The 23,326-nt window shown below is 35.6% G+C and carries 13 protein-coding genes; 2 read left to right on the forward strand and 11 right to left on the reverse strand.

From position 1 onward, the window contains the following. Nucleotides 1–11: 11 nt before the first annotated feature. Both BZG02_RS08495 and BZG02_RS08500 read right to left on the reverse strand, forming a co-directional pair. Entirely contained in the window at nucleotides 12–3,515 is a 3,504-nt protein-coding gene (locus BZG02_RS08495; protein WP_180335673.1) for a SusC/RagA family TonB-linked outer membrane protein, read from the reverse strand. A 202-nt stretch (nucleotides 3,516–3,717) separates the two neighbouring features. Continuing rightward, on the reverse strand, nucleotides 3,718–4,638 hold the full coding sequence (locus tag BZG02_RS08500) for a FecR family protein (protein ID WP_101261002.1): 921 nt from the start codon (nucleotides 4,636–4,638) through the stop codon (nucleotides 3,718–3,720). 258 nt (nucleotides 4,639–4,896) lie between these two features. On the opposite strand from BZG02_RS08500, the gene BZG02_RS08505 reads away from it, so the two are divergent. After that, nucleotides 4,897–5,199 carry a transposase gene (locus BZG02_RS08505; protein ID WP_101261003.1) on the forward strand — a complete coding sequence of 101 codons (303 nt, stop codon included), beginning with the start codon at nucleotides 4,897–4,899 and terminating at the stop codon, nucleotides 5,197–5,199. A gap of 8 nt (nucleotides 5,200–5,207) precedes the next feature. Then, on the forward strand, nucleotides 5,208–6,017 hold the full coding sequence (locus tag BZG02_RS08510) for an IS3 family transposase (protein WP_281253673.1): 810 nt from the start codon (nucleotides 5,208–5,210) through the stop codon (nucleotides 6,015–6,017). A 54-nt stretch (nucleotides 6,018–6,071) separates the two neighbouring features. Here the strand turns inward: BZG02_RS08510 and BZG02_RS21320 are convergent, their stop codons facing one another. From BZG02_RS21320 to BZG02_RS08550, 9 genes are all read right to left on the reverse strand, one after another. After that, nucleotides 6,072–6,332, reverse strand: a complete 261-nt coding sequence (locus BZG02_RS21320) for a DUF6051 family protein (protein ID WP_425432614.1) — start codon at nucleotides 6,330–6,332, stop codon at nucleotides 6,072–6,074. A gap of 172 nt (nucleotides 6,333–6,504) precedes the next feature. After that, nucleotides 6,505–8,583: a beta-galactosidase gene (locus tag BZG02_RS08520; RefSeq protein ID WP_101261006.1), complete on the reverse strand. Its 2,079-nt coding sequence runs from the start codon at nucleotides 8,581–8,583 to the stop codon at nucleotides 6,505–6,507. 410 nt (nucleotides 8,584–8,993) lie between these two features. Then, nucleotides 8,994–10,070 carry an SGNH/GDSL hydrolase family protein gene (locus BZG02_RS08525; protein ID WP_180335674.1) on the reverse strand — a complete coding sequence of 359 codons (1,077 nt, stop codon included), beginning with the start codon at nucleotides 10,068–10,070 and terminating at the stop codon, nucleotides 8,994–8,996. Nucleotides 10,071–10,101: 31 nt separating this feature from the next. Then, nucleotides 10,102–10,665 carry a hypothetical protein gene (locus tag BZG02_RS21015; RefSeq protein ID WP_218972190.1) on the reverse strand — a complete coding sequence of 188 codons (564 nt, stop codon included), beginning with the start codon at nucleotides 10,663–10,665 and terminating at the stop codon, nucleotides 10,102–10,104. Between the two features lie 12 nt (nucleotides 10,666–10,677). Next, nucleotides 10,678–11,499, reverse strand: coding sequence for a sialate O-acetylesterase (locus BZG02_RS21020; RefSeq protein ID WP_218972191.1), 822 nt, complete (start codon nucleotides 11,497–11,499; stop codon nucleotides 10,678–10,680). Between the two features lie 104 nt (nucleotides 11,500–11,603). Beyond that, on the reverse strand, nucleotides 11,604–15,692 hold the full coding sequence (locus BZG02_RS08535) for a hybrid sensor histidine kinase/response regulator transcription factor (protein ID WP_101261008.1): 4,089 nt from the start codon (nucleotides 15,690–15,692) through the stop codon (nucleotides 11,604–11,606). Between the two features lie 68 nt (nucleotides 15,693–15,760). Further along, complete coding sequence (locus tag BZG02_RS08540; RefSeq protein ID WP_218972192.1) at nucleotides 15,761–17,938, reverse strand: beta-glucosidase; 2,178 nt, start codon at nucleotides 17,936–17,938, stop codon at nucleotides 15,761–15,763. Nucleotides 17,939–17,966: 28 nt separating this feature from the next. Beyond that, entirely contained in the window at nucleotides 17,967–20,384 is a 2,418-nt protein-coding gene (locus tag BZG02_RS08545; protein WP_180335675.1) for a glycosyl hydrolase family 95 catalytic domain-containing protein, read from the reverse strand. A gap of 67 nt (nucleotides 20,385–20,451) precedes the next feature. Further along, nucleotides 20,452–23,307 carry a TIM-barrel domain-containing protein gene (locus BZG02_RS08550; protein ID WP_180335676.1) on the reverse strand — a complete coding sequence of 952 codons (2,856 nt, stop codon included), beginning with the start codon at nucleotides 23,305–23,307 and terminating at the stop codon, nucleotides 20,452–20,454. Between the last annotated feature and the right edge of the window lie 19 nt (nucleotides 23,308–23,326).

The following is a 23,326-nucleotide window of genomic DNA, read 5'->3' on the forward strand; positions in this document are numbered from 1 at the left end:
TTTAATTTATTTTAAAAATTAACGTTAAGGCCAAAAACATAAGAAGTTGGAATAGGCAAACCTTGGGTTTCCGGATCAACATATATATTGTCTTCCTTTGTCCACAACGTCTTAGGGTTGTTTATCTGAAAACGCAGTTTAACACTTGAAGCCTTAATCTTTGCCGCAATATTAGAGGGCAGATTATAAGCCAATACAATATTTCTTATCTTGATAAAATCGGCCGGTCTCACTAAAAAATCAGAATAATCCAATTGAGCAACTGCGTTGGCTGTTTTGTAATATTGACCAGAAGCAGGGATGTCAGTATCGGTATTATTAGGAGTCCAACTATTCATTACATAAGAAGGCATAGAACGATATAATGGATATGATATGGGTTCGGGTATTGGCCTAGCCCTTAAGAAATGTCCTCCGTAGTAAACAGCAAAAACACTCAGGCTAAAATTTTTATATTTGAATTCGTTTGTAAATGAGATATTAAGCTTAGGTTCTGTCCCTCCTGAAAATACAAGGGCATCAATATCATCACTTCCAAGTGAAGTCTCTGATAAAGTACCATCAGCCTTATACCATAACGGTTGACCAGTATCGTTAAGGCCTGCATACTGGTAAGAGTATAAAGCCTTTACAGGATATCCTGTTTTAAAGCCATCTCCTGAAGCTAAACTGTAAGGACTCGTGGTTACCTCATCCACATAAGTTATTTTATTTTCATTCTGAGTTACAGTCACAGTAGATGACCAAGCAAAGCTATCTCTGCCAACTGGCCTTATCCAGTCATAACTCAAGCTTAGTTCCTTTCCCTTGTTCAGCATAGATGCATTGTTAATAACTACACTGCTAAAACCCTCAGAGGGATCAAGACGTTTCCTTGCAAAAAGATCTGTTCCTTTTCTACGATACCAGTCCAAGCTTCCCCTAAAACGATTATCAAACAAAGAAAAATCCAATCCAATATTTGTAGTTGTTGTTTTCTCCCAACGCAACTTAGAATTGGGTGGGTTAATTACACTTGCATTTACCAATTGTGTATCATTATTAATACCCGTTACTGCCGTAAGTACACTAGTTGTTTTAGCATCAATGTTTCCAGTTACTCCATAAGATGCTCTTAACTTTAGAGCGTTCACAAACTTAACATCGCTCATAAAATCCTCATTGGAAGCAACCCAAGAAGAACCAAGCGACCATAACGGACGCCCCCGGTATTTTTTATCCCCACCAAATAAATCGGCGTAATCTTTTCTAACAGAAGCAAAAAAATTGTACTTCTGGTTGTAGGTATAAGTTGCATTAACGTATGCTGAAGCATAACGGTGTCTGGTATCAGTATTAAGACCGTAAGCCCTTGAAATATACTTATCATAAACCAGATCACGAGGAGAATATCCCAAAGGTCTAAGAAATGTAGAAGTTACATTGTATAAATCAGCAAAATTCATATTGGTAATTTGTTGGGTTTGCAATTGCTCATCATAGCCAAACAAAGCTCCTCTGGTACCATGAACGCGAGTTTGACGAAATTCAGTACCCGCGATAGCATCAATAACATGCTTCCCAAATGCCTTTTTGTAATTGATCTGTGCGCGAGCAGTATAATTAGTACTTTTTATTTGTGAGGTAGCCAACTTTCCACCTACAGGTAATAAGTGAGTATAAGAGTAATCTCCTTCAGAACCGAATCGTGTGGTATAAACATTCTGCAACCACCGCATCGTATAACTTTCAGCCTCCGAATAAGAAGATACATCCGCACGATTATCTTCATATTGGAACATTGTATTAAATTTTAGCCCAGACATGACCCTAAACGTAAGATTTCCAAAATAGCGCATATTTAATGTGGAGGTATTCGTAAAATCCCGTTCCAATTCATCAAGATGATTAAATTTAAGAGAGTAAAGCTCAGGAGTTGTTTCGGTAATTGGATTATACATATTAAATCGTGAGGTGCTATAATGCGCCCTACTGCCGTCATCATTCAATAATTTAAGGTAAGAAGGAACATTAAAAGGGTCAGTAGCAAAATTATCATTATGGGATCTGACTTTACCCGTAACAATATTTACCCCATAGTCAACATCCAACCATTTGGTTACATTATATTTGCCATTTAAAAAAATATTTAACTGTCTGTTAAAAGCATTGATTATTCCTGAATTATCTGTCTTATAATTTAACACCAGGTTTGTCTGAGCGTTCTCGTTATTAGTCCTTATAGCCAAGTTGTATTGCTGAATCACTTGATTTAAGAGTGCATGATCTTTAAACTGTTGAGGAAAATTATTCTGTTTGTAATCTGCAAGTTGAGCATTTAGCTGAGAGGCACTAATTATGCCTTTTGCCAATTGGTAATAATCATATTGTATCGGGGTTATGGGAGTTCCCTGAGCAATATAATCATTTTCAAATGTCGTTATTGGGTTTTCAATAGTTTCATTGCCTTCACTAAACCACCAGTTATAATATTCACTCTCCCAATCTACCTGCTGAGAAGGGGTCATATAGTTCATATAACTGTAATCGGGCTTTTCGTTAATGGTTAAATCACAGGAAAACTCTACGGCAATCTTTTCTTTTCCTTTTACACGTTTGGTCGTTATCACAATAACACCGTTCGATGCTCGTGCCCCATATATAGCAGCTACTGCAGCATCCTTCAATATTGTAACATTCTCTACATCGTAGGGATTAATATCTTCGATAGATCCTTCTATCGGCAAACCATCCACAACAACAAGTATATCAGAATTTGCATTCATTGTTCCAAGTCCACGAATCGTGGTTGTTCCATTATAACGAACAAGACCGGTAACTTTCCCTTCCAAATTATCCAAGACATTTGTTACACTCCTAGTCTCCAAATCTTTCGCATCAATTGTAACAACAGAACCGGTTACTTTTTCTTTCTGCATTGTTTGATACCCCGTAGAAACAACAGTTACTTCACCCAACAACGAAACATCATTCTGCAAAACCACATTTATTTCAGAAACACCAGCGGTAACATTAAATTCTTTTTTTTTCATTCCAACGAATGTAAAAACTAAAACAGCTCCCTCAGGTGTTTCAATAACATAATTCCCGTCGATATCGGTAATCACACCAATCGTAGTTCCTTTTACTACAACAGAAACCCCTGGCAGAGACGCCCCATCTTTGTCGGTAACCTTTCCAATAATCTTTTTTTGCTGAACGGCTTGTTCAATTACCGGGGCTTTCTTTGTAATTACAACAAACTCATCTATAATTTCATACTTGAAAGGAGTTTGCCTGCAGATTTCATCCAGAACTTCTTCTAAACTTCCTCTATCCATATTCAATTCAACACTTACGCGATCATCAACATCCTCTTTGTTGTACATGAAAATATTTCCGGTTTGATGATTCAAATTTTCCAGAATAGTTCCCAACGAAGATTCTCCGAATTGAACACTAACTTGTTGGCCAAGGGATACCGATGCAGAAAGCTGCAAGGTACAAACCAACATTAATAGTAAACTTAGCTTCATAGCCAGTAGGGTTTTTCTAACAGCTGGTGATAAACACCGCCATTTCAGGTTTTTTTTCATAACTTTATGGTCTAGATTAATACTGCCATTGATTTCATAACTCAATGGATAGTGTCTACTAAACAGGGAATGTGTCCGCATTTCCTGTTTTTTTTATTGATATACCGTCAAAATACCGCAACTCCCGGCAAATTGACATTTGCTAATTGGGTTTTCCTACTATTATTTTATCTCCCTTTATGGCAAACTTAACATCAGCCATTTTCTCTATCATCTCCAGAGTAAAATCAAGAGATCTATCTTTTTTTGCAGCACCTGCAAATCGTAAATTTCGGTATTGGTTCTCTGTAAAAAAGAATTCAACATTATACCATCTGCTTAACTGATGGCAAATCTCCTCCAAAGATTGATCCTTGAATTGAAATACTCCATTTCTCCAGGAAGTATATAAAACGGCATTTACCTTGTTTACCTGAAACTGATTACTGCCTCTTTTAACAACTGCCTGGTAACCCGGCTCCAATAATTCAGAATTGCCCAGACTGCTTACCTGAACGCTTCCCTCAACCAATGTTGTTGTAATATCCTCTTCATCATTGTAAGCCGATACATTAAACTTGGTTCCCAACACTTTCACCTCGGTATCATGCGATTCAATAATGAAAGGTTTCAACTTATTATGAGCAACTTCAAAATAGGCTTCACCAGTGAGTTCCACCTTACGGATTACCCCAATAAACTGAACCGGATATTTTAACGACGATTCAGAATTCAACCAAACTTTAGTGCCATCGGCCAATGTTAAAGAATATTCTCCACCACGGGGTATATTAATCTGATTGTAAATTAGTTTATTGGGCAGTGAATTACTCTTCCTGTAAGTTAATGCATTTGATGAATCGTTTTGAATCAAAGTCCCATCAACTTCAGCAATTACGCTATCCAGATTCTCTTCCAGATTCATTGCATTGCCATTATTCAATATTAAAACTGCCTTTTTAGATCCAATAGTCGATATTTCGGCAAAATTGTAATTCCCATCGAAATTGTAATCTTTCCCAACCTGATACACCATTAAATATCCAACCACACACATCACAACAACTGCCGCAGCATAAGGCAACCACAGGTGTATTTTTTTTGGTTTCGCTTGTACCTGGCAAGTTGATAAGGACTTACTTATATTAGTCCATGCTTGTTCTGTTTTGATTCCAGCAAAATCCCCAATTGTTTTACTCTCTTTTAGTAAAGCCAGATAGTTTGCAAACTCACCGGCATTAACTGGGTCCTCTGCTAACCATTTCTCTAATTGTTTTATCCCTATAATACTCTAGGAAAATTGGACCAGGAGCTTAATTGAAAAATAGTGTAAATTAAACTCATGGAAAAAATGAAAAGAACACGTCGAAAATTTACTTCAGCCTTTAAAAGTAAAGTGGCCATAGAAGCCCTAAAAGAAAGAGAAACACTAGCAGTACTAGCAGAACGTTTCGAACTTCATCCTAACCAAATTTCTCAATGGAAACAGGAATTTCTAGAGAATTCATCACAAATTTTCGAAGGTAAAAACACTACAAAGGAAACTGAAGGGATTGACACAGAGAAGCTCTATTCAAAGATTGGCAAGTTGGAAATGGAGAATGAATTCTTAAAAAAAAACTTAAAGATATTGGGAAAACTATAGATTTAAAACTGTTAGTAAATTTAACTTCAAATATCAGTATTCGAAACCAGTGTGATTATTTAGGCATCGCCAGATCTTCTTTTTATCATGTTCCCAAAGGAGAATCTGATGAAAACTTAAGAGTAATGCAATTAATGGATAAACATATTTTAGAAGAGCCTACAGCTGGTGTTTTAACAATGCAGTCAATGTTAAAAGACCATGATGTTCATTGCTCTTACGAACGAGTACGCCGATTGATGAGAAAGGCTAATATTCGTGCCATTTATCCCAGAAAACATCTTAGCGTTTTGGGTGAAAAAAAATATATTTATCCTTACCTGCTGCGCAATCAAGAAATTAGTAAAAGCAATCAAGTTTGGGAAATTGACATTAGCTATATTCCCATGCAACATGGATTTATGTATTTGACAGCTATTATTGATGTATACAGCCGTTATATTGTGGGTTGGGGACTAAGTAACTCTTTGGATGCTGATTCTTCTTTAAAGGTTGTTAAAGAAGCTGTGGCTACTCATGGGAAACCAGAAATTTTAAACAGTGATCAGGGATGTCAGTTTACCTGTAAAGCATATGTCGAGTATCTTAAAAGGGAGCGAATACAAATTAGTATGGATGGTAGAGGAAGAGCTTTGGACAATATTTATATTGAAAGATTTTGGAGAACTATAAAATACCAGTACATTTATCTTAATCCATCAGATAATGGTTTAGATCTTTATCAAGGAATTAAAAAATGGATGGAACGATACCACAATCGTGACCATCAAGGAATCGGTAGAAACAAACCAGCATTAATCTATTGTAATGCTGCTTAAGTTCAACTTAAGAATAAGATTTTCTGGTCCAATCAATCGAGGGTACTATATTTTTCAAGCCTTTTTTTCTCTAATGATACTAAATTTTTTAACAATAAATGGATGCCTCCCTTGTATACAGGAATTTACAAAGTCAATTACATCACAATAAGTTTGTAATCCTGACCATATAAATCTTTGAGACATGGAATAAAGACACATATTTATAGCCACGTTCGAAAGAGTAGAAAATACTACATTGGGAAATCGATTTTTTCGATCTTCACTTAACATGAATATTTCCCTTTCATCACTCCAATAGAGCTGATAGATAATTGTAGCATACCACTGTTTGAATCAAAAATAAGTTGGATTAATCGTCATAGTGTTTTTTTTTAGAAAAACTCATTTAATATGTTCAACCCACCATGCTTTAATAATTTTAAATTTAAACACTAATCTCTTAAATAAATCAATTTTCTATCCTCTAAATAGTATATATTAGAGTTTATTTATCAATCTGCCAAACAGCTACACCAGCTGGTTTCAATACCTTGTCTCCTATAAGGTAATCTCCATTATAATCTAAAATATACTCTTCAGAAGAATAATTAACAGCCACCATAAAACCATCACGATACTGAACAAAAACACCTTTGGGATAATTCTCTACCCCAATATTATTTTTCTGATAGATATTTCTCAAAAGATTTCGTTCCAAATCCCCATCAACAGATTCTGCTCCAATATACCAAACTTGCCCATTACCAATTTCATTTTTCAAGATGCAGGCAGTTCCTTTGTAAAATTGATCGGTATAACTAGCTACGACCTCAGTTCTATCTTCTGGTTTAATTAAATCTCCCCATGAACTCCATTTGTAACTTTTTCCATCCATTAAAATATTCCCAAATTTACCAACAGGAAGCATATCAAATGAATGGATTTCACCACCAATTAGATCATTCATAATTCCAGACAAATTACTTTCCCACAGATGAACATTCTTATCTTTAGCTCCGGTTCGTGGTGAAATAATAAGCTTCCCTCCTTTTGCAACATACTTTTTCCATTTCTGAACCAACGCCTCATCTACCATTTCGTAAGCAGGAACTACAAGAAACTCGTAATCATCAAAATCATCATCTTCTGAAATAAAACTAACAGGTGCACCAAACGAATGAAGAATTTCCTGATAACGCTGCATGTGTTTCCATGTATCCCACTGGTAAGTTTGTTTCTGTCTTTCCAGATTCCAAAGATTATCAAACGACCACATAACAGCCGTTTTTCTTTTCTTAATGCTTGCAGGAATTTTAGAATTCTTGCTATAATTCTGCCTTAACTTATTCATTTCATTAATAACCTGAACATACTCTTCTCCTCCTTGACTTAAGGTAAGTCCATCTGTTGTTACGATACCATGATGGTATTGCTCCGCTCCAAAAAGTACTTGCCGGTAACGATAGGTACATGCGAAAGAATTCCCACCAGCAAAACAATGCCACAACCACATGCGAACTGTACCTGGCTGCAATAATGAATTATAATTAGCCCAATTTACCTGTCCGGGCTGCAATTCCATAACTCCTGTAATACCGTTTATCGACTTATAATAATCATTGGCATACATTAGCACCGAATGATCACCTAAGCGAAATCCCAACTCTCCAATATTACTGCCGCCATAATTTGGATAAGCTGTAAATGAAGCAAAATCAAGTTTTTTACTTCTTCGCGGATCCGTCTGGTTTCCTTTTGCCACATAGTTTGTAGTTACAAACTGTGATTCATCAATATATCTTCGTAATTCTTCTGCCTGAAAATCTAAAAAAGATGCTTGCATATCCGCTGTAAAGCGTTTGAAATCTAATAAAGCAATAGGATTTGCTCCCCACCAACCTACATTTTGAGCATTATGAATGTTAACTTCTTCAAAAGATGAATACAATTGACTCCAAAAGGATGTTCCCCACGCCTTATTCAGTGCAGTAATATTTGCATATTTATTTTGCAACCATTCCTGAAATGCCAATTGCGCAGACGGACTGTAATCCTCTTTAGCTTCTGGTTCATTGTCGATTTGCCAACCAAACACAGCTTTGTTGTGTGCGTAATGCTTGGCCATTGCCTCAACAATCTTTTGTGTATACTCCAAAACTATTGGGTTAGACAATGACAAATTAGCGCGGGTTCCATGTTCTTTAGATTGATAGTTACCATCTTGCATGTATATTTCAGGATACTTAATTCCAAGCCAAACAGGAGGACATGGGGTTGGTGTACCCAAAATAACTTTCAGCTTATTTTTATCAGCTATCTGAATTACTTTATCGAGCCATGAAAAATCATACTTGCCTTCAGATGGTTCCATCTGAGCCCATGCAAATTCTGCCATATGAATAAATTCGAATCCATTATCGGCAATATTTTTAATGTCTCTCTCCCATTGTTCAGGTGACCATTGCTCCGGATAATAATACACACCAATAGACAGCAAATCCTTTTTAGGGAAATAATCCTGTGCCGATAAACACGCGATACAACCAACTATTAATAAAACTGCTAAATTGACTTTCTTTACCATACTATAGTTTTATGAGGCTAACTCTTTATTCTAATTTCCTTTTTAACACAATTTATCAAATTCAGGTTAAGAATTTTCTAAACCCGTGTCAAGATCTATTTCCCATCTGAATTCCTCGCTTTTATTAAGCGTTGTTGTTTTTCATCTTATTGCTATCAAAAAAAGTAGCAAACCTAAAAGGTTTATATTTAAACAGAATAAAAGGCAGTACCGATTTCCCAATACTACCTTTTATTACTTTGGTCCAATAAAATTGCTAATAAGATCAATCTAAAAATATGATATTATAATATTTTAGATTTATCTCCGGCAAAATTACAAACTGAAGCCTGAAGCATACTGTCCCAAATGTTAACAAAGTATGTTAAAATGATACTTTCACTCTAAATCAGAGGTGAATTAAATAGAAATTACCATTCAACATTGTCTTCAATAAATCCTATTAATTTGTCAGCCATTGCATGATGTTCATTAACATTGGGATGCCCTCCTGAATTTTTGAATGGGAAAAAACAAGTGTGTACTTTAGAATCATTCAACTGATCAACAGCACTCTTCACATACTTTGGCCAAACAGATCCTTCTTTAGTTGCATCCATGCTTCCCAGCGTGCATATAATTGAAGCATTGGGATATTTATCCCGAATGGAGATTATAAAATCCGTATAGGCAGAAATAATGCGAATAGAATCCGGTTCTTGCGTCCCAAATCTATTTTTAAACTGCTCATTTTTTGGAATGTTAACTATCCACGAATCATTTTGAAAGAGATTGATGACTACCACATCGGGTGTATATTTGGAAAAATCCCACTTCGAAGTTGCATCGTTTGGATCGGTTCGATCATACATTTCAGGCATAATTAATGGAAACCAACTAACTATGACACCTATACCACTTTTTGAAATACAATGGTATTGAGCATTAAAATGTCTTGCCGTAATAGCTGCGTATGATTCATAGTTATTTTGAAAATAACCATACGGACGATCTTTTCCACTAGTATCTTCATTTCCATAGGCAGAGGTAATGGAATTTCCGTAGAACTCTATTTTTCTCTTTTTTGGCGTTTCCGCCAGCAGAAGTTTTGCTCCCTCTTGTAATTCAAAACCATAAAACAAAGTTTTCCCTTTATCCCATTCCGTGCGCTTAAACAATTTCACCTGATGTTTTCCTTCCGTCAAACCTGAGGCAAGTATGAATTTCCTTTTCAGTGTATCGGTATGCAAGTTTGAAATTACCTGATCATCAACAATTACATTATAATAATTTGCCGTATCTAAATCCTGTAAAATGGCAGCAATACCACTTCCTTCAAATTGTATATTTACAGATGTTCCTGACCAGAAAAGCTCTGCAGCATCAGAACGAAAACCAATTCGACCTTCATAACTTAGGCTTGGATTGTCAAATGCAATATTCTTGTTCTCAACAGAACAAGATCCTAAAACAAATACCAGAGACAGGTAAAAAAACTTTCTAAACATAATTCTCTTTTATAAATTGTTATTTTTCTTTTTAAAAATCCGATGTCGTAAAACAAGAAGCTGGTAAATTATTTTTATTAAATAGCTTAGGTGTAGCAGTATTAGTCCACGCAAATCGTACATTTACAGGATGCTTAACGGCTTTGGACAGAATAATTAATTTATTATTTTTTATGCGGGCGTCGGCTGAATACCAGACTCCATCTTCACCAGCTAATTCAAAACATTTCAACTTATCTTTAGCACAATGCAAGCCTTCAGCATAATCAAAAGTAACTTCAACCTCTGCTCCTTTAACCGTAAAGCCTTTGAATAGCGGTCCTAATGCAGGAAATTCATCTAATCCATAAGATTTATTAAGTGCCAGACTTGTAAAACGTTCCCCAGCATCAATTTTATTACGCGGATGAATATCAAGAGTGTCACCAATATCACTCATTACAACCATCCCCGAATTTGGAATAGATTCTAAAGCACGGCGTTGAGCTTCACGAACTTTAACCCCGGCATCTGAGGCATAGTGCTTATAAGGAGCAATTTGAGCGTAATAAAAAGCAAAATCTGTTTTAAAACCTTCCCGCCAGCTTCTTACCATAGTTTCAAGTGATTAGCTATAAGTTTCTGCATTATCGACATTAGCTTCTCCCTGATACCATAAAACTCCTTTTATAGGGTAAGGCATAATTGGCGCAATCATAGCATTGTAAACAAAGCCCGGCATATTAGGCGCCCATGGAAAATAAGGTACTTTTTGGGCCGATTCTGTTAATTCATTCGAAGCCAAAATTTCATTTTTAGGAATCCATGTTTCAATCGGCGTTCCTCCCCAGTTAGAACTGATTAATCCAACTGGAATTTTAAGTGTGTTATTCAGCCTTTTCCCGAAAAAATATCCGATAGCACTAAAATCCAACATACTTTCCGGTGTGCATTTAGTCCACTGCCCGGAAACATCAATGCATTCTGTTGGCGATGTTTTAAGTATGACAGAAAAAAAACGGATTTCATTATTTAAAGCCTTTTTCACCTCTTCTTCGCCATTTTTAATTCCAAAGCGAGTTGTCCATTCCATATTCGACTGACCTGAAAGTAACCAAACTTCACCCATCAAAATATCTTCAATCACTACCATATTATTTCCCTGAATTGTAATTGAATGCGGTCCACCAGCTTCAGGAGTTTTTAATACAACCGACCATTTAGCATTATTACTGGTTACAGAATTTAGGGTATCATTGTCCCAAGAGTTAATTACTCTAATTTTTTCCATCGGCTTCCCCCAGCCCCATAATTTCACTTCAGAATTTTGTTGCATTACCATATGATTCCCAAAAATTGCAGGTGTTGAAACATTGGAATAAGCGAGCTTTGAAAATAAGCATACAACAATAAGCACAAAGCTTAGCCTGATTACAGATTTTAAACACATAATTCTATTTTTATTTTGTAGATAATGTAGTACCGCCCTTTGTCTTTCGACTCAGCAATCATTTCCCTAAAGGCATAAAAGGTTAATCTTTCAACAAACAAATTCTATTCTGTACCTTCTTCATGTTTTTTCACATACTCAGTTGGCAGCATACCATACTCTTCCTTAAAGTACTTGCTAAAATAACGCGGGCTATTAAAGCCAACTTCATATGCAACTTCAGAAATATTCATTTGACTTTTTTTAAGAAGCTGAGCTCCTCTTTTTAATCTGATGATACGAATAAACTCAACCGGGGATTTTCCTGTAATGGAAACTAGTTTTTTATAAAGATAAACACGACTCATCCCTAACTCCTTACTTAAATCTTCTACTGAAAAACCAGCTTCTGATATATTTTTTTCAACAGTTCCAATTGCCTTTTTAATTAATTTTTCATCCATCGAAGTGATTTGAACTTCACTTGGGTTTATGTCGACTGTTTTTTGAAACTGCTTTTGCAGCTTACTTCTTTTATCCAACAACTTATGAACCCGTAAAATCAGTAAATCCATATTAAAGGGTTTGGTTATATAGTCATCAGCACCAATTTCCAGTCCTTTAATTTTATCCTCATCAGCAGTTCGTGCAGTTAAAAGGATAAACGGAATATGAGATGTTCGAATATCTTCACGAAGCATTCTACACAATTTAAGCCCATCAATATTAGGCATCATTACATCGCTGATAATTAAATCCGGATGTACTTTATGAACTATATCGTATCCTTTTTGACCATCCTGAGCCTCGTAAATCTTAAACTGTTCCTGCAAAGTCTCTTTCATAAATGATCTGAAATCAACATTATCTTCAACCAATAAAATAATTGGTTTTTTGCTTTTCTCACTAATTTCAAACTCTTGTTCCGCCCTAATAAAATCTTCATCTACTTTTTCCAAAGCCTCATTATCTATTGCAACTGTTTTATCAATTGGCAAACTCACTGTAAATTTAGCTCCCTCGCCCAGCTTGCTTTCCACCTCAATAATTCCTTTGTGCAATTGAATCATCTCTCGGGCGAGGTTCAATCCAATTCCACTCCCTGACAATCCAAGTTTTTTATTGCTCTCTGATTGATAAAATCGAACGAATATTTTATCGATATCCTCTTCATTTATTCCAACACCATTATCCTGGATTATAATTTCAATAATTTCATCTTTTACTTCCAAGCTTAATTTAACACTTCCCTTCTCACGAGTGAACTTTAATGCATTGGATAACAAATTCATAATAACCTTTTGTAATTTCTCCTTATCAAAATTGAATATAAAGTGGTCAATCGAATGCTCAAATGTGAATGCAATATTCTTTTTATTAAAAGCATCTTCAAAGTTATGAATCACTTCATTTATAAAAACGACAATATCTCCATATGATGGATTATAACGTAACCCGTGAAGTTCCAACTTGCGAAAATCCAACAATTGATTCACTAAATCGAGCAATTGTCTGGCATTTCTATCAATTGTATCAAGCAATTTTTTATCCGATATTGATTTTGTTTGTTTCAACAACTTATCTAAAGGCGTTAAAATCAATGTTAAAGGCGTACGAAACTCATGACTAACATTGGTTAAAAATCGGAGCTTCATCTCATCCATTTCATGATTACGCTTTACTTGTAACTGTTCTTGCTCAATTGTAAACTTAAGGCGTTCTTTACGAAGCATTGAATATCTGAAATAGACTAAAATACTCATAATTAACAGTATATATAAGAAATAAGCTAATGGCGTTGCATATAAAGGAGGCAGCACTACTATATGTAATTCAGCATAATTGTCATTCCAAATTCCATCATTGTTGGATGCTTTAACTTTAAAATAATAGTCTCCCGGAGAAAGATTCGTGTAGGTTACTCGATTTCGGTTAGCATCTAATGACATCCAGCTATCATTGAATCCATCTAACTTATATTGATATTTAATTTTATTCGGAATAAAAAAGTTAAGTGCTGTGAAATCAATTGAAAAAACATTCATTGAGTACTTTATCTCAACAGATTTAGCTGAGGTAATCGATTCCTTAAGAATAATTTTGTTATTAATTAGGCTATTGGGTTTAACGCTTTTATTAAAAATTTGAAAGTCGGTAAATACAACTTTTGGTGAAATTTGATTGTATTTGATATTTTTGGATTGAAACATATTAAACCCATTGCTCCCTCCAAAAATCAGTTCGTTTTTAGACGTTTTGTATGCAGCTTGTGTGTTAAACTCTCTTCCTTGCAGGCCATCCTCCTCGGTGTAATCAAAAATAGAAAATGAATATTCCTCTCCCGGTAAAGTCTGATTAACTACCACTTGACTTAAACCACTTGATTTACTTACCCAGATTGATTGAAACTCATCTTCTAAAATACAACTAATAAAATCTTCTGATAAGCCATCTGACACAGTGAAATTCTTAATGAAATCTGTATTTGGGTTCACAACAATCAGACCTTCACGAGAAGCAATCCAAAGCAAACCGCGAGTGTCTTCATAAACCGCATTAACAGTCTTATTACTAATAGGAAGGGGCGTTGATCTAGCAAGCAATGGATGATGCTTGTAACGTTGTTCTTTAACATCGTAAAACACGACACCTCTCTCTGTTCCAATTAAGAAATTGCCATTATTTAATTTATAAATCTGCTTAACAAATTTTGTCGGCAAATTTACATTGCCTTTATTCGGAACAGGCTTAAAAATATCCTTAGCCCTATCGTAAATTACAATCCCACCACCCAAGATTCCAATCCAAAGGTTAGAATTACGATCTTCATTAATTGACCAGATATTATTACCTGAAATTCCTCCAACAGAATTTTTATCGTATTGATATCGTTTAAAAATATTCCCATTAAAACGATTTAGGCCTCCCGTAAATGTTCCTACCCACAGTTCATTTTCACTATCAATAAACAAACTTACAACGATATTGTTACTTAAAGAGTTTGGGTTATCTTCTTGATATTGATATTTTTTAAAAGTGTCTGCCTGACGATTGAAATAAATAAGTCCTCCTCCATTTGTTCCGATCCATAAATTCCCGTTTTTATCTTCAACGAAACAATTTACATCGTTATATGGCAGGCTTGATGTGTCAGACAGTAAATGTCGGTAATGAGGAAATTTATGAATACTCTCATGATAATAACTTAATCCATTTTTAAATGTCCCAATCCAAACTATGTTATTATTATCAATGTATAAATCAGTAATTGAATTCTGAGCTATACTTTTATCGTTATCGGATTGATGATATATTTGAGTTACTTCACCGGAAAACTTATTAATTATATTTATACCTCCATGGTCGGTACCCACCCAAATAAGTCCTTTATCATCTTGTATAACTCTTTTTACAATGTTGCTTGTTAAACGTATTTTTTTTGAATGAACCGTGTAATGATCCCACTTTTCATTTGATGTTTGGTATTTATAGAGTCCTTCATTATTTCCATATAACCAAATATCATCATCGGTATCAACAAATATGGCTGTACTTAAACTATCAGCTCCCAGCTGCCCTAATAAATGATCATTTCTAAATTTAAGATTGTAATTCTCGCCATCGTAACATTCAATAATACCATTACTTAAAAGGTAATAATAATCTCCATTGGCTTGCTGAAAATTCACAACACAACATTCTTCTTTTTCACGTTCAGGAAAAACACTTATCAATTTACTTGTAGCAGAATCAACTCGCTGATAATTATTCTGATTATATGTCTTAATCCATTTCTGTTTATTCTTATCAATGTATAAAACCTCAATATTTTCGGAAGAACTTTTGGGTTCAATAAACATTGATAAATCCCTATAAAATATCTCCTTATTTACATCAAAAACAACATAGCCTTGCAAAGTTCCAATCCACAAATTCCCACTAGCGTCTTCCTGTATGTTTTCAATATAGTTATCTATTATTGTTGCTGAATCTTTTGTTGTATGTCTATAATTAACAAATTCAAAACCATCAAATCGACTTAGTCCAGCTCTTGTTCCAACCCAAATAAAGCCTCTTGTATCCTTATAAATACAATTAACATGATTATTGACTAATCCATCAACATTATTAACCTTCAGAAAGGAGTATTGTTTTTCAGCCTGAATTGACAAACAGGATAAAACAAAAAGTAGAATTATGCCAAATGATTTCATGGTAAGCTATTGTGAAGTTCCTAGAGCATTAAAATACAAAAGGGATGGCAAATACCACCCCATTTTGTTTATTCTATATTTATTTTATGTTTTTGGATAATCTTATCTGATGCATTGCCCACATAAATAACGTACGAACCTTTTTCCAGATTCCAATCTGATATTGATTCATCGTAAAAAGCTAAAGCATCAACAGATATTTCAATTTCTACCTGTTCTTCGTTACCTGAACCCAAAGAAACCTTTTTAAAACCTTTCAACTCTTTTAGAGCCCGGTTAACTTTAGATTTTGGTTTTCCTATATACACCTGAACTACTTCAGCACCTTTTACATTTCCTGTATTTCCAAGCATACAGCTAACTTTTATCTTATCCCCTTTGGTATAAATCTGCTTATCTGTAGTAAGATCCGAAATCTTAAAATTCGTATAGGATAAACCGTAACCAAAGGCAAACAAAGGTTTAATTTTTTTTGTATCGTGCCAACGATAACCAACTAAAATATCCTCTTTGTAGTACTGATTAATACTATCGCCCGGGTATGAAAGGTCTCCAAAATAATGAGCCGCATTATCTTTTAGTTTAACAGGATATGAGTAAGGTAATTTTCCCGAAGGATTCACATCACCGGAAATAACATCAGCTAAAGCATTTCCGGCCTCACTACCGTTGTACCACGACTGCATTAATCCATTAACCTGCTCTAGCCAAGGCATCTCAACCGCATTTCCACTCACCAAAACAAGCCCTAAATTGCTATTAACTTTTAATAATTTATCAATCAACTCATTTTGCCCAAATGGCAATTCAAAATGCTTGCGATCACCACCTTCACAATCCTGAAAATGATTTTTATTGAGTCCTCCAATAAATAAAACAACATCTGCTTTTGAAGCCACATCAATTGCGGCTTTCACCAACGAATCGGCATTCAATTCGGAAGGTATTTCACGACCATAAGCTGATGGCCCTGAAGCATAGCCTATGGAATGAAGAATCGTTGCATTTTTGAAACGGTTTTTAATGCCTTGCAATGGTGATATTTCATATTTTGCTTTTAATTCAGATGAACCTCCACCAACAGTCATTGAACGAGTTGCATTTTCACCAATTACAGCAATTTTACTATTCGTGTCCGGATTAATTGGAAAAAAATCATTCTTATTTTTCAATAACACAATCCCTTCAGTAGCCACGTTTCGAGCTACCTGAGTATGCTCTGCATTATTCATTCGACCAAGAGAACGATTTAAGTTCATATTGGTTCTGTACATCAATCGCAAAATCCGTCGTACTTTATCATCGACAACCGACTCTTCAATTTCACCATCTTGAATCATTTTCAAAAATGGATCAGCTAAAAAATAGTTATCATACGCAAATTTAGTTGAAGCTGTTAATCCGTTGGTCCATGTTCCCATTTCAATATCCAAACCATTTAAAGCGGCTTGTTTGGTGTCATGTGTTCCACCCCAATCCGTAATTACAGTTCCATCGAAATTCCATTCTCCTTTCAATATTTTATTCAGCAACAAATCACTGTGACAACAATGTTCACCCCGAAGCTGATTATAGGCTCCCATTATAGACCAAACATTGCCTTTTTCAACTGCTGCTTTAAAGGCTGGTAGATAAATTTCATAAAGAGCTCTATCACTTAAATTTACATTGATATGTCCCCGCCATTCTTCCTGATTATTTAGTGCAAAATGCTTAACACATGCTGCAACACCATTCTCTTGTACTCCTTTAATATATGGAACAACCATAAGCGATGCTAAATAAGGATCTTCTCCCATGTATTCGAAATTACGACCATTAAGCGGTGTTCGGTATATATTAACGCCAGGTCCCAACAACACATCCTTTTTTCTAAAACGTGCTTCCTCACCAATAGCCACACCATATTCATGCGAAAGTTCTGGATTAAAAGTTGCAGCCAAACAAGTTAGTGCTGGAAATGCAGTTATCGAATCGTTTGTCCAGTTAGCATATCCCCAATCGTCCCAGTTTATTTCACCTCGAACTCCATGAGGACCATCAGACATCCATAGTTCAGGTATTCCCAAACGAGGAATACCTGGAGAACTAAATTTTGATTGCGCATGACACATCGCCACTTTCTCTTTTAGTGTCAATTGATTGATTATTTCATCAATTTGCTTTTCAATTTTAGCATCACTTTGTGCATTTACATTGGTCATCACACCAAGTGTTAATCCTATATATAATAGTATATTTTTCATATTCATTCCTTTAATTTTCTTTTTTCGCTTACTTTAAACGGGAAACCTCAATTTCGACAATTTTATCTTTACTTAAATAGAGCATTAACTTACCATCTTTTATTTTATATTTTGCTCCATTTACACTAAAATTCTTCAATTGAATACCATTTCCGATTTCCAATGTTACCTCCTGTTCGTTTTGTGATGACAATTGGATTTTAACTTCCCGTTCATCCCATTTAATGCGGTTTATTTTAATATTTCCACGTGCTAAAACACCAGATAACTCGCCACTTCCCCAATCATCAGGCAAAGTAGGAAAAATGGTAATATATCCAGATCTGCTATTCACAATCATACGGGTTATTAAGGAGGGAAAACCTCCACTAATATCCATATTAAAGAGATTACCTGGATTGTGTGTGGTTGCCATACCATTTGTCCAATAAAAACGAGACAAGTATTCCAATATATCTGAAGCTGTTGCTTTATCCTTCATATTTACTGCAGCAAAACCCAGATGACACATTCCAAAAGCCATTTCCCCTCCTTGATACTGCTTTCTAATATTCATGCGTTCATTAATGGTTTTTTTAGCCGCTGTTTGTAAAGCTTCGGACGCCAATATATCTTGATCGGGTACTTCGTATAATCCATATAAATGAGAAGCATGACGATGAACTTGATTATCAGTTAATCCATCCCAAAGCCATTCGCGCAAAACTCCATCTTTACTTATCTGATAATCTGGCAAATGACTTAAAAAATCTTCTTTCCTCAGGATCTCTTTACGACTAATACCCAACACCTTAGCTGCAGATATCCAATTACGGGTTAGTTCCTTAATAATCATGACATCCATTGTTGCATTGATACAATTCTGCCAACGATGCTCCAATGGATTATTTTCAGGAGAATAAGAAGGTACAACTATGTATTTTCCATCAGCTCCCATTGTCAAGAAATCTTCCCAAAATAGTAATGCTTCATTCATAAAAGGAAAAGCTCTCTTCTTCAGAAACTCTTTGTCTTTTGTGTACAAATAATAATCATAAAAATAAGAAGCAGTCCAACCAGCTCCACCATTCCAATACTCCATGCACCATGTTTCATCGTAATGATTATTGAACCCATGCGTACTGGTATGAGCTGCAATATGAATGCCTCTTGCACCATAAAATTGTTTGGCATTAATTCGGTAATCATCCATTAAGCGCTCATGATAATCAAAATAAGCCATCATCAATTCGGACATATTGCCATTCAGCAAATTTGAAATAGACACTTCCACATTCCCATCATGTGTAAAATCTCCCGACCATGGCGGTGTCCAAGTTCCACTCCAAATGCCTTGTAAATTTGGTGGATTAGTTCCCGTTGAACACAAGATATTGTATCGAGAAGCTTCAAACTGACGCTGCATAATGCCAGGACTTGTACCACCTCTAACTGAAGACACCAGTGTTTCCGAAGTCAATTCTTTTTCTTCTTCAGAAACGTTCAATTTTAAAGAAACTCTATCGTACAATTCACCATGGCTACTTATTTGCCTGTTCAGCAAAGCATTATAATCATTGCCCGCATTATTCAATCTGTTTTTAATGGCTAACAATGATTCTTTGTTGGTTCCTTTATAAGGTTCAATGCTGGTAAGAATAATTATTTCCTGCGCATTTTCAATTTTATAACACCCCTTAATTTTTGAAAGCTTACCTCCTTTGGTAATCACTTTTAAAAGACCATCATAACCATCCGGAGAATGCGAATGCGGCTTAGCATACTCAACATGATAATGCATCAAATCGCTTTCAATATTTGTTTGCGTTTTTTTAATCAGTGAATCAATTAAACCATTCTGCTCCCAAGTGTGCGGATGTTGATGCAAAGAGATTTGAGCATTTATTGGTGCTGTACCTTTAATTTGAGTTACAACAACACCATCTGCCCTTGAAACAAAAGTTTTCCTGCTAAATGTTCCATTTTGGTCCGTCCATTCAACTACGGCTTCCGCTGTTTCATAATTTACCATTCGCCGGTAATTCTTTACGTTTGACGCCGGCATCTCAATAGTTAAGTTAGCTGCAGGCACATAGGAATCTGTCCATTTTTTCTTACCATAACCAGCATCTTTCCAAATTTTCACACCTAATTCGGCCACTTCCTGATATTTCCCTTCAAAAGATAAACGTTTAATTTCGTCTAAATAAGGAGTCATATCCGGCGGTATTACAGGAGCTTCATTAGGCAAGTACAACAAAGCATGATTGAGAATAATAGTTTCTTCAAACGGATTCCCCATCACCATAGCTCCCATAGTTCCATTACCCGACAGTAAAGCATCTTCCCATTTGGCTGCAGGCAGCCAACTTACAAATCCTTTTTCGGGTACACTTTCCTTTTGTGCATAAGTTGACACTTGAATTAGCATTGCCAACAATAACAAAAATATTATTCTGATATTCATCATACTTACCTTAAAAAAATCCCGGCAAACAATTGCCTGCCGGGATTATATTACTTGCTATGGCTTATTACAATTCAACTTGAACTAATTTGCCATTGTACTTAACTTCTTTGCCTTTGTGGTCATCAAAATTAAAATCTACTTTATTGGTTTCAGACGCAAACACAATAGTAAATATTCGTTCCTGCGGCATTCCTTCAAACTCACCTTTCCGCTCTCCAATAGTCAGCTTTTGGTCATTTTCAGACCATTTGATTGAGATTGTACTATACTTGCCTTTTTCGTAATTAAAGTTTAGTCCTTCATCTTCATACAATTCAAACTGAGCATCAGCACCAGTATAAATAACCAACTTTATTGGTGCATTTAACTTTTGGCTGGTGTACTCAATCTCCGGACCTACAGGTAAAATTGATCCTGCTTTTACAAAAAGAGGCATCTTTTCATAAGGAGCATCAGCATTAATCGTTTGTCCGCCTTTTAAAAGTGAGCCATTGTATGCATCATACCAATCGCTTCCCTCAGGTAAATAAACCTGACGCTCACGTGCTTTAAATTTAGAAACCGGACACACCATTATTGAAGGCCCAAACATGTATTGATCATCAATATCATTTACCTTGGTATCCTTGGTAAAATCCATTACCAGTGCACGCATAATGGTGTAATCGTCAAAATATACATGTCCTGCCAAAGAATAGATATATGGCATTAAACGATATCTCAACTTGTTGTAGTATAATATACTTTGATATGCTTTATGAGATTTGGGTGCAATATTATAAACTTCGCGGTATGGATACTGACCATGGGCACGGAATAAGGGCACAAATGCACCAAACTGATACCAACGAGTGTTTAACTCACGCCACTCTTTTAAATCTTCACTTCCTTCTTTAGCTTTTTCGTAACGTTTTTCAACACAAAAGCCACCAATATCCATTGTCCAATAAGGAATACCCGAAATAGCAAAATTCATTCCTGCTGTAATCTGCGCTTTCATATCTTCCCATCTCGTTCCAATATCACCGCTCCATGTTGCTGTACTATATCGCTGCAATCCGGCAAAACCAGAGCGAGTTAATAAGAAAACCCGCTTATTGGGATCTACACTACGCTGTCCGTTATAAATGGCCTTTGCATTCATTAACGCATAGGTATTAAAAAACTCTGTTGATGAGCCGATAGCAGTTGGTGTCATTAGCTTCTTACGGTATTCCATGCTCGAATTAGATACAATATCTGGTTCAGAAGCATCCATCCACCAGGCATCCATTCCAAAATTATAAATGTTACTTTTCATCTGATTCCAGAAAAGCTGGCGTGCCTCTTTACAATATGGATCGTAGAATGAGCCAATGTGTCCTTTCCCAATCCAGTCGCGCACACTATCTTTTACCGCTTGCTGATACATAAATCCTTTTGCATCGAGTTCCTTATAGTTATCAGTGTTTGTATAAAACTTAGGCCAAACAGAAATCATAGCATGTCCATTCATAGCATGAATATCATCCATCATTTTTTGTGGATCGGGAAAACGTGAAGCATCAAATTTATGACTTCCCCACTGATCCTCTTCCCAGTATGACCAGTCGATTACAATATTATCAATCGGTATTTTTCGCTTACGAAATTCGGCTAAAGTACCTACTACTTCTTTCTGGGTTTTATAACGTTCACGGCTTTGCCAAAAACCATATGCCCAACGAGGCAAAATAGTTGCTTTCCCAGTTAATTGACGGTATCCGCTAATCACCTTGTCCATATTATCGCCATGAATAAAGTAATAATCAAGCTCTTGTCCCATTTCTGACCAGAGAGCCAATTTACCTTGTTCTTCTGCAGGACGAGGACTTAATGCTTTCAAACTGATATAAGAAATACCACCATCAGGTTTCCAATCCAATTTAACAGGAACACGTTCTCCTTTTTTAAGTTCAACGGTAAACTTATAAGTATTCGGATTCCATGCTGTTCTCCAACGTTCCCCAACTACTTCTTTACCACCAATCGAAACACTGGTATATCCGGCATAATACAATTTAAAATGATAAATACCTGATTCCTTGGCTTCAATTTCTCCTTCCCAAACAATTTTGGAATTATTAAAAGGAAAATCTGCAGGAAACTTCTTCACTGTTTCCAAATTTTCATAATCAATATCTGCTTCATCCCTTTTTGCAAATTCTTCACCCTTTCCTGTTGTATATGTTGCAGTTAAAGCACCTTCTTTTCCCTCTTTATTGTACAGCTTAAACTGTGACAATTGACCGTAATCATTAGGGTTGCCAAAACGTGTTAACGAATAATTATCCCAAAGAAGACCGTAATTTTTATTCGAGACAACAAAAGGGATAGATACTTTGGTATTGTACTGATACAACTCCTCATTTTTACCTTTGTAGTTCCATTCATCACTTTGGTGCTGACCCAAACCGTAGAACGCCTCATCTTCAGGAGAATCAAAAACCTGTTGAAAAGAATATCCTTTACATCCATCAGCTGAAATAGGTGTGAAATTTTTAGATACTCCATCGGCTTCTTTTAAAAGCACATTACCATCCAAATCATAAAATGCGACCTCGCCTGTTGCTAGAGAAACTTTAGCTTTGATAGTTGCAGTGGAAAGTATTATTTGGTTTTGATCCTCTTCAACGGTATAATCTGTTTTACTCAATTGAGGTAAAACAACCAAACTCTCCCTGGAGGGAAATGATTTTTCAGGAGTAGAACTAACGCGAATAATCTCGTCAGAAACAACTTCCAGTTTCACTAATGCCGCATCTGTATTTTCAATCTTATTTAGAGAGACAATTATGCCATTGTCTAACTTTTTATATTTGGACTGCGAACAGGAAGTGACTAAAGCCAGCATTCCCAAAACCCCACATAATGCGACTATTCGTATTTTCTTAATTATCATTATATTTTGTTTTAAATTC

Source organism: Labilibaculum filiforme, assembly GCF_002843315.1.
In the GTDB taxonomy this organism is placed as follows: domain Bacteria; phylum Bacteroidota; class Bacteroidia; order Bacteroidales; family Marinifilaceae; genus Labilibaculum; species Labilibaculum filiforme.

Coding starts and splice junctions, on each gene's coding strand:
- BZG02_RS08495 (WP_180335673.1), bottom strand. CDS start 3,515: ATGAAGCTAAGTTTACTATTAATGTTGGTTTGTACCTTGCAGCTTTCT.
- BZG02_RS08505 (WP_101261003.1), top strand. CDS start 4,897: ATGGAAAAAATGAAAAGAACACGTCGAAAATTTACTTCAGCCTTTAAA.
- BZG02_RS08520 (WP_101261006.1), bottom strand. CDS start 8,583: ATGGTAAAGAAAGTCAATTTAGCAGTTTTATTAATAGTTGGTTGTATC.
- BZG02_RS08525 (WP_180335674.1), bottom strand. CDS start 10,070: ATGTTTAGAAAGTTTTTTTACCTGTCTCTGGTATTTGTTTTAGGATCT.
- BZG02_RS21015 (WP_218972190.1), bottom strand. CDS start 10,665: ATGGTAAGAAGCTGGCGGGAAGGTTTTAAAACAGATTTTGCTTTTTAT.
- BZG02_RS21020 (WP_218972191.1), bottom strand. CDS start 11,499: ATGTGTTTAAAATCTGTAATCAGGCTAAGCTTTGTGCTTATTGTTGTA.
- BZG02_RS08535 (WP_101261008.1), bottom strand. CDS start 15,692: ATGAAATCATTTGGCATAATTCTACTTTTTGTTTTATCCTGTTTGTCA.
- BZG02_RS08540 (WP_218972192.1), bottom strand. CDS start 17,938: ATGAAAAATATACTATTATATATAGGATTAACACTTGGTGTGATGACC.
- BZG02_RS08545 (WP_180335675.1), bottom strand. CDS start 20,384: ATGAATATCAGAATAATATTTTTGTTATTGTTGGCAATGCTAATTCAA.
- BZG02_RS08550 (WP_180335676.1), bottom strand. CDS start 23,307: ATGATAATTAAGAAAATACGAATAGTCGCATTATGTGGGGTTTTGGGA.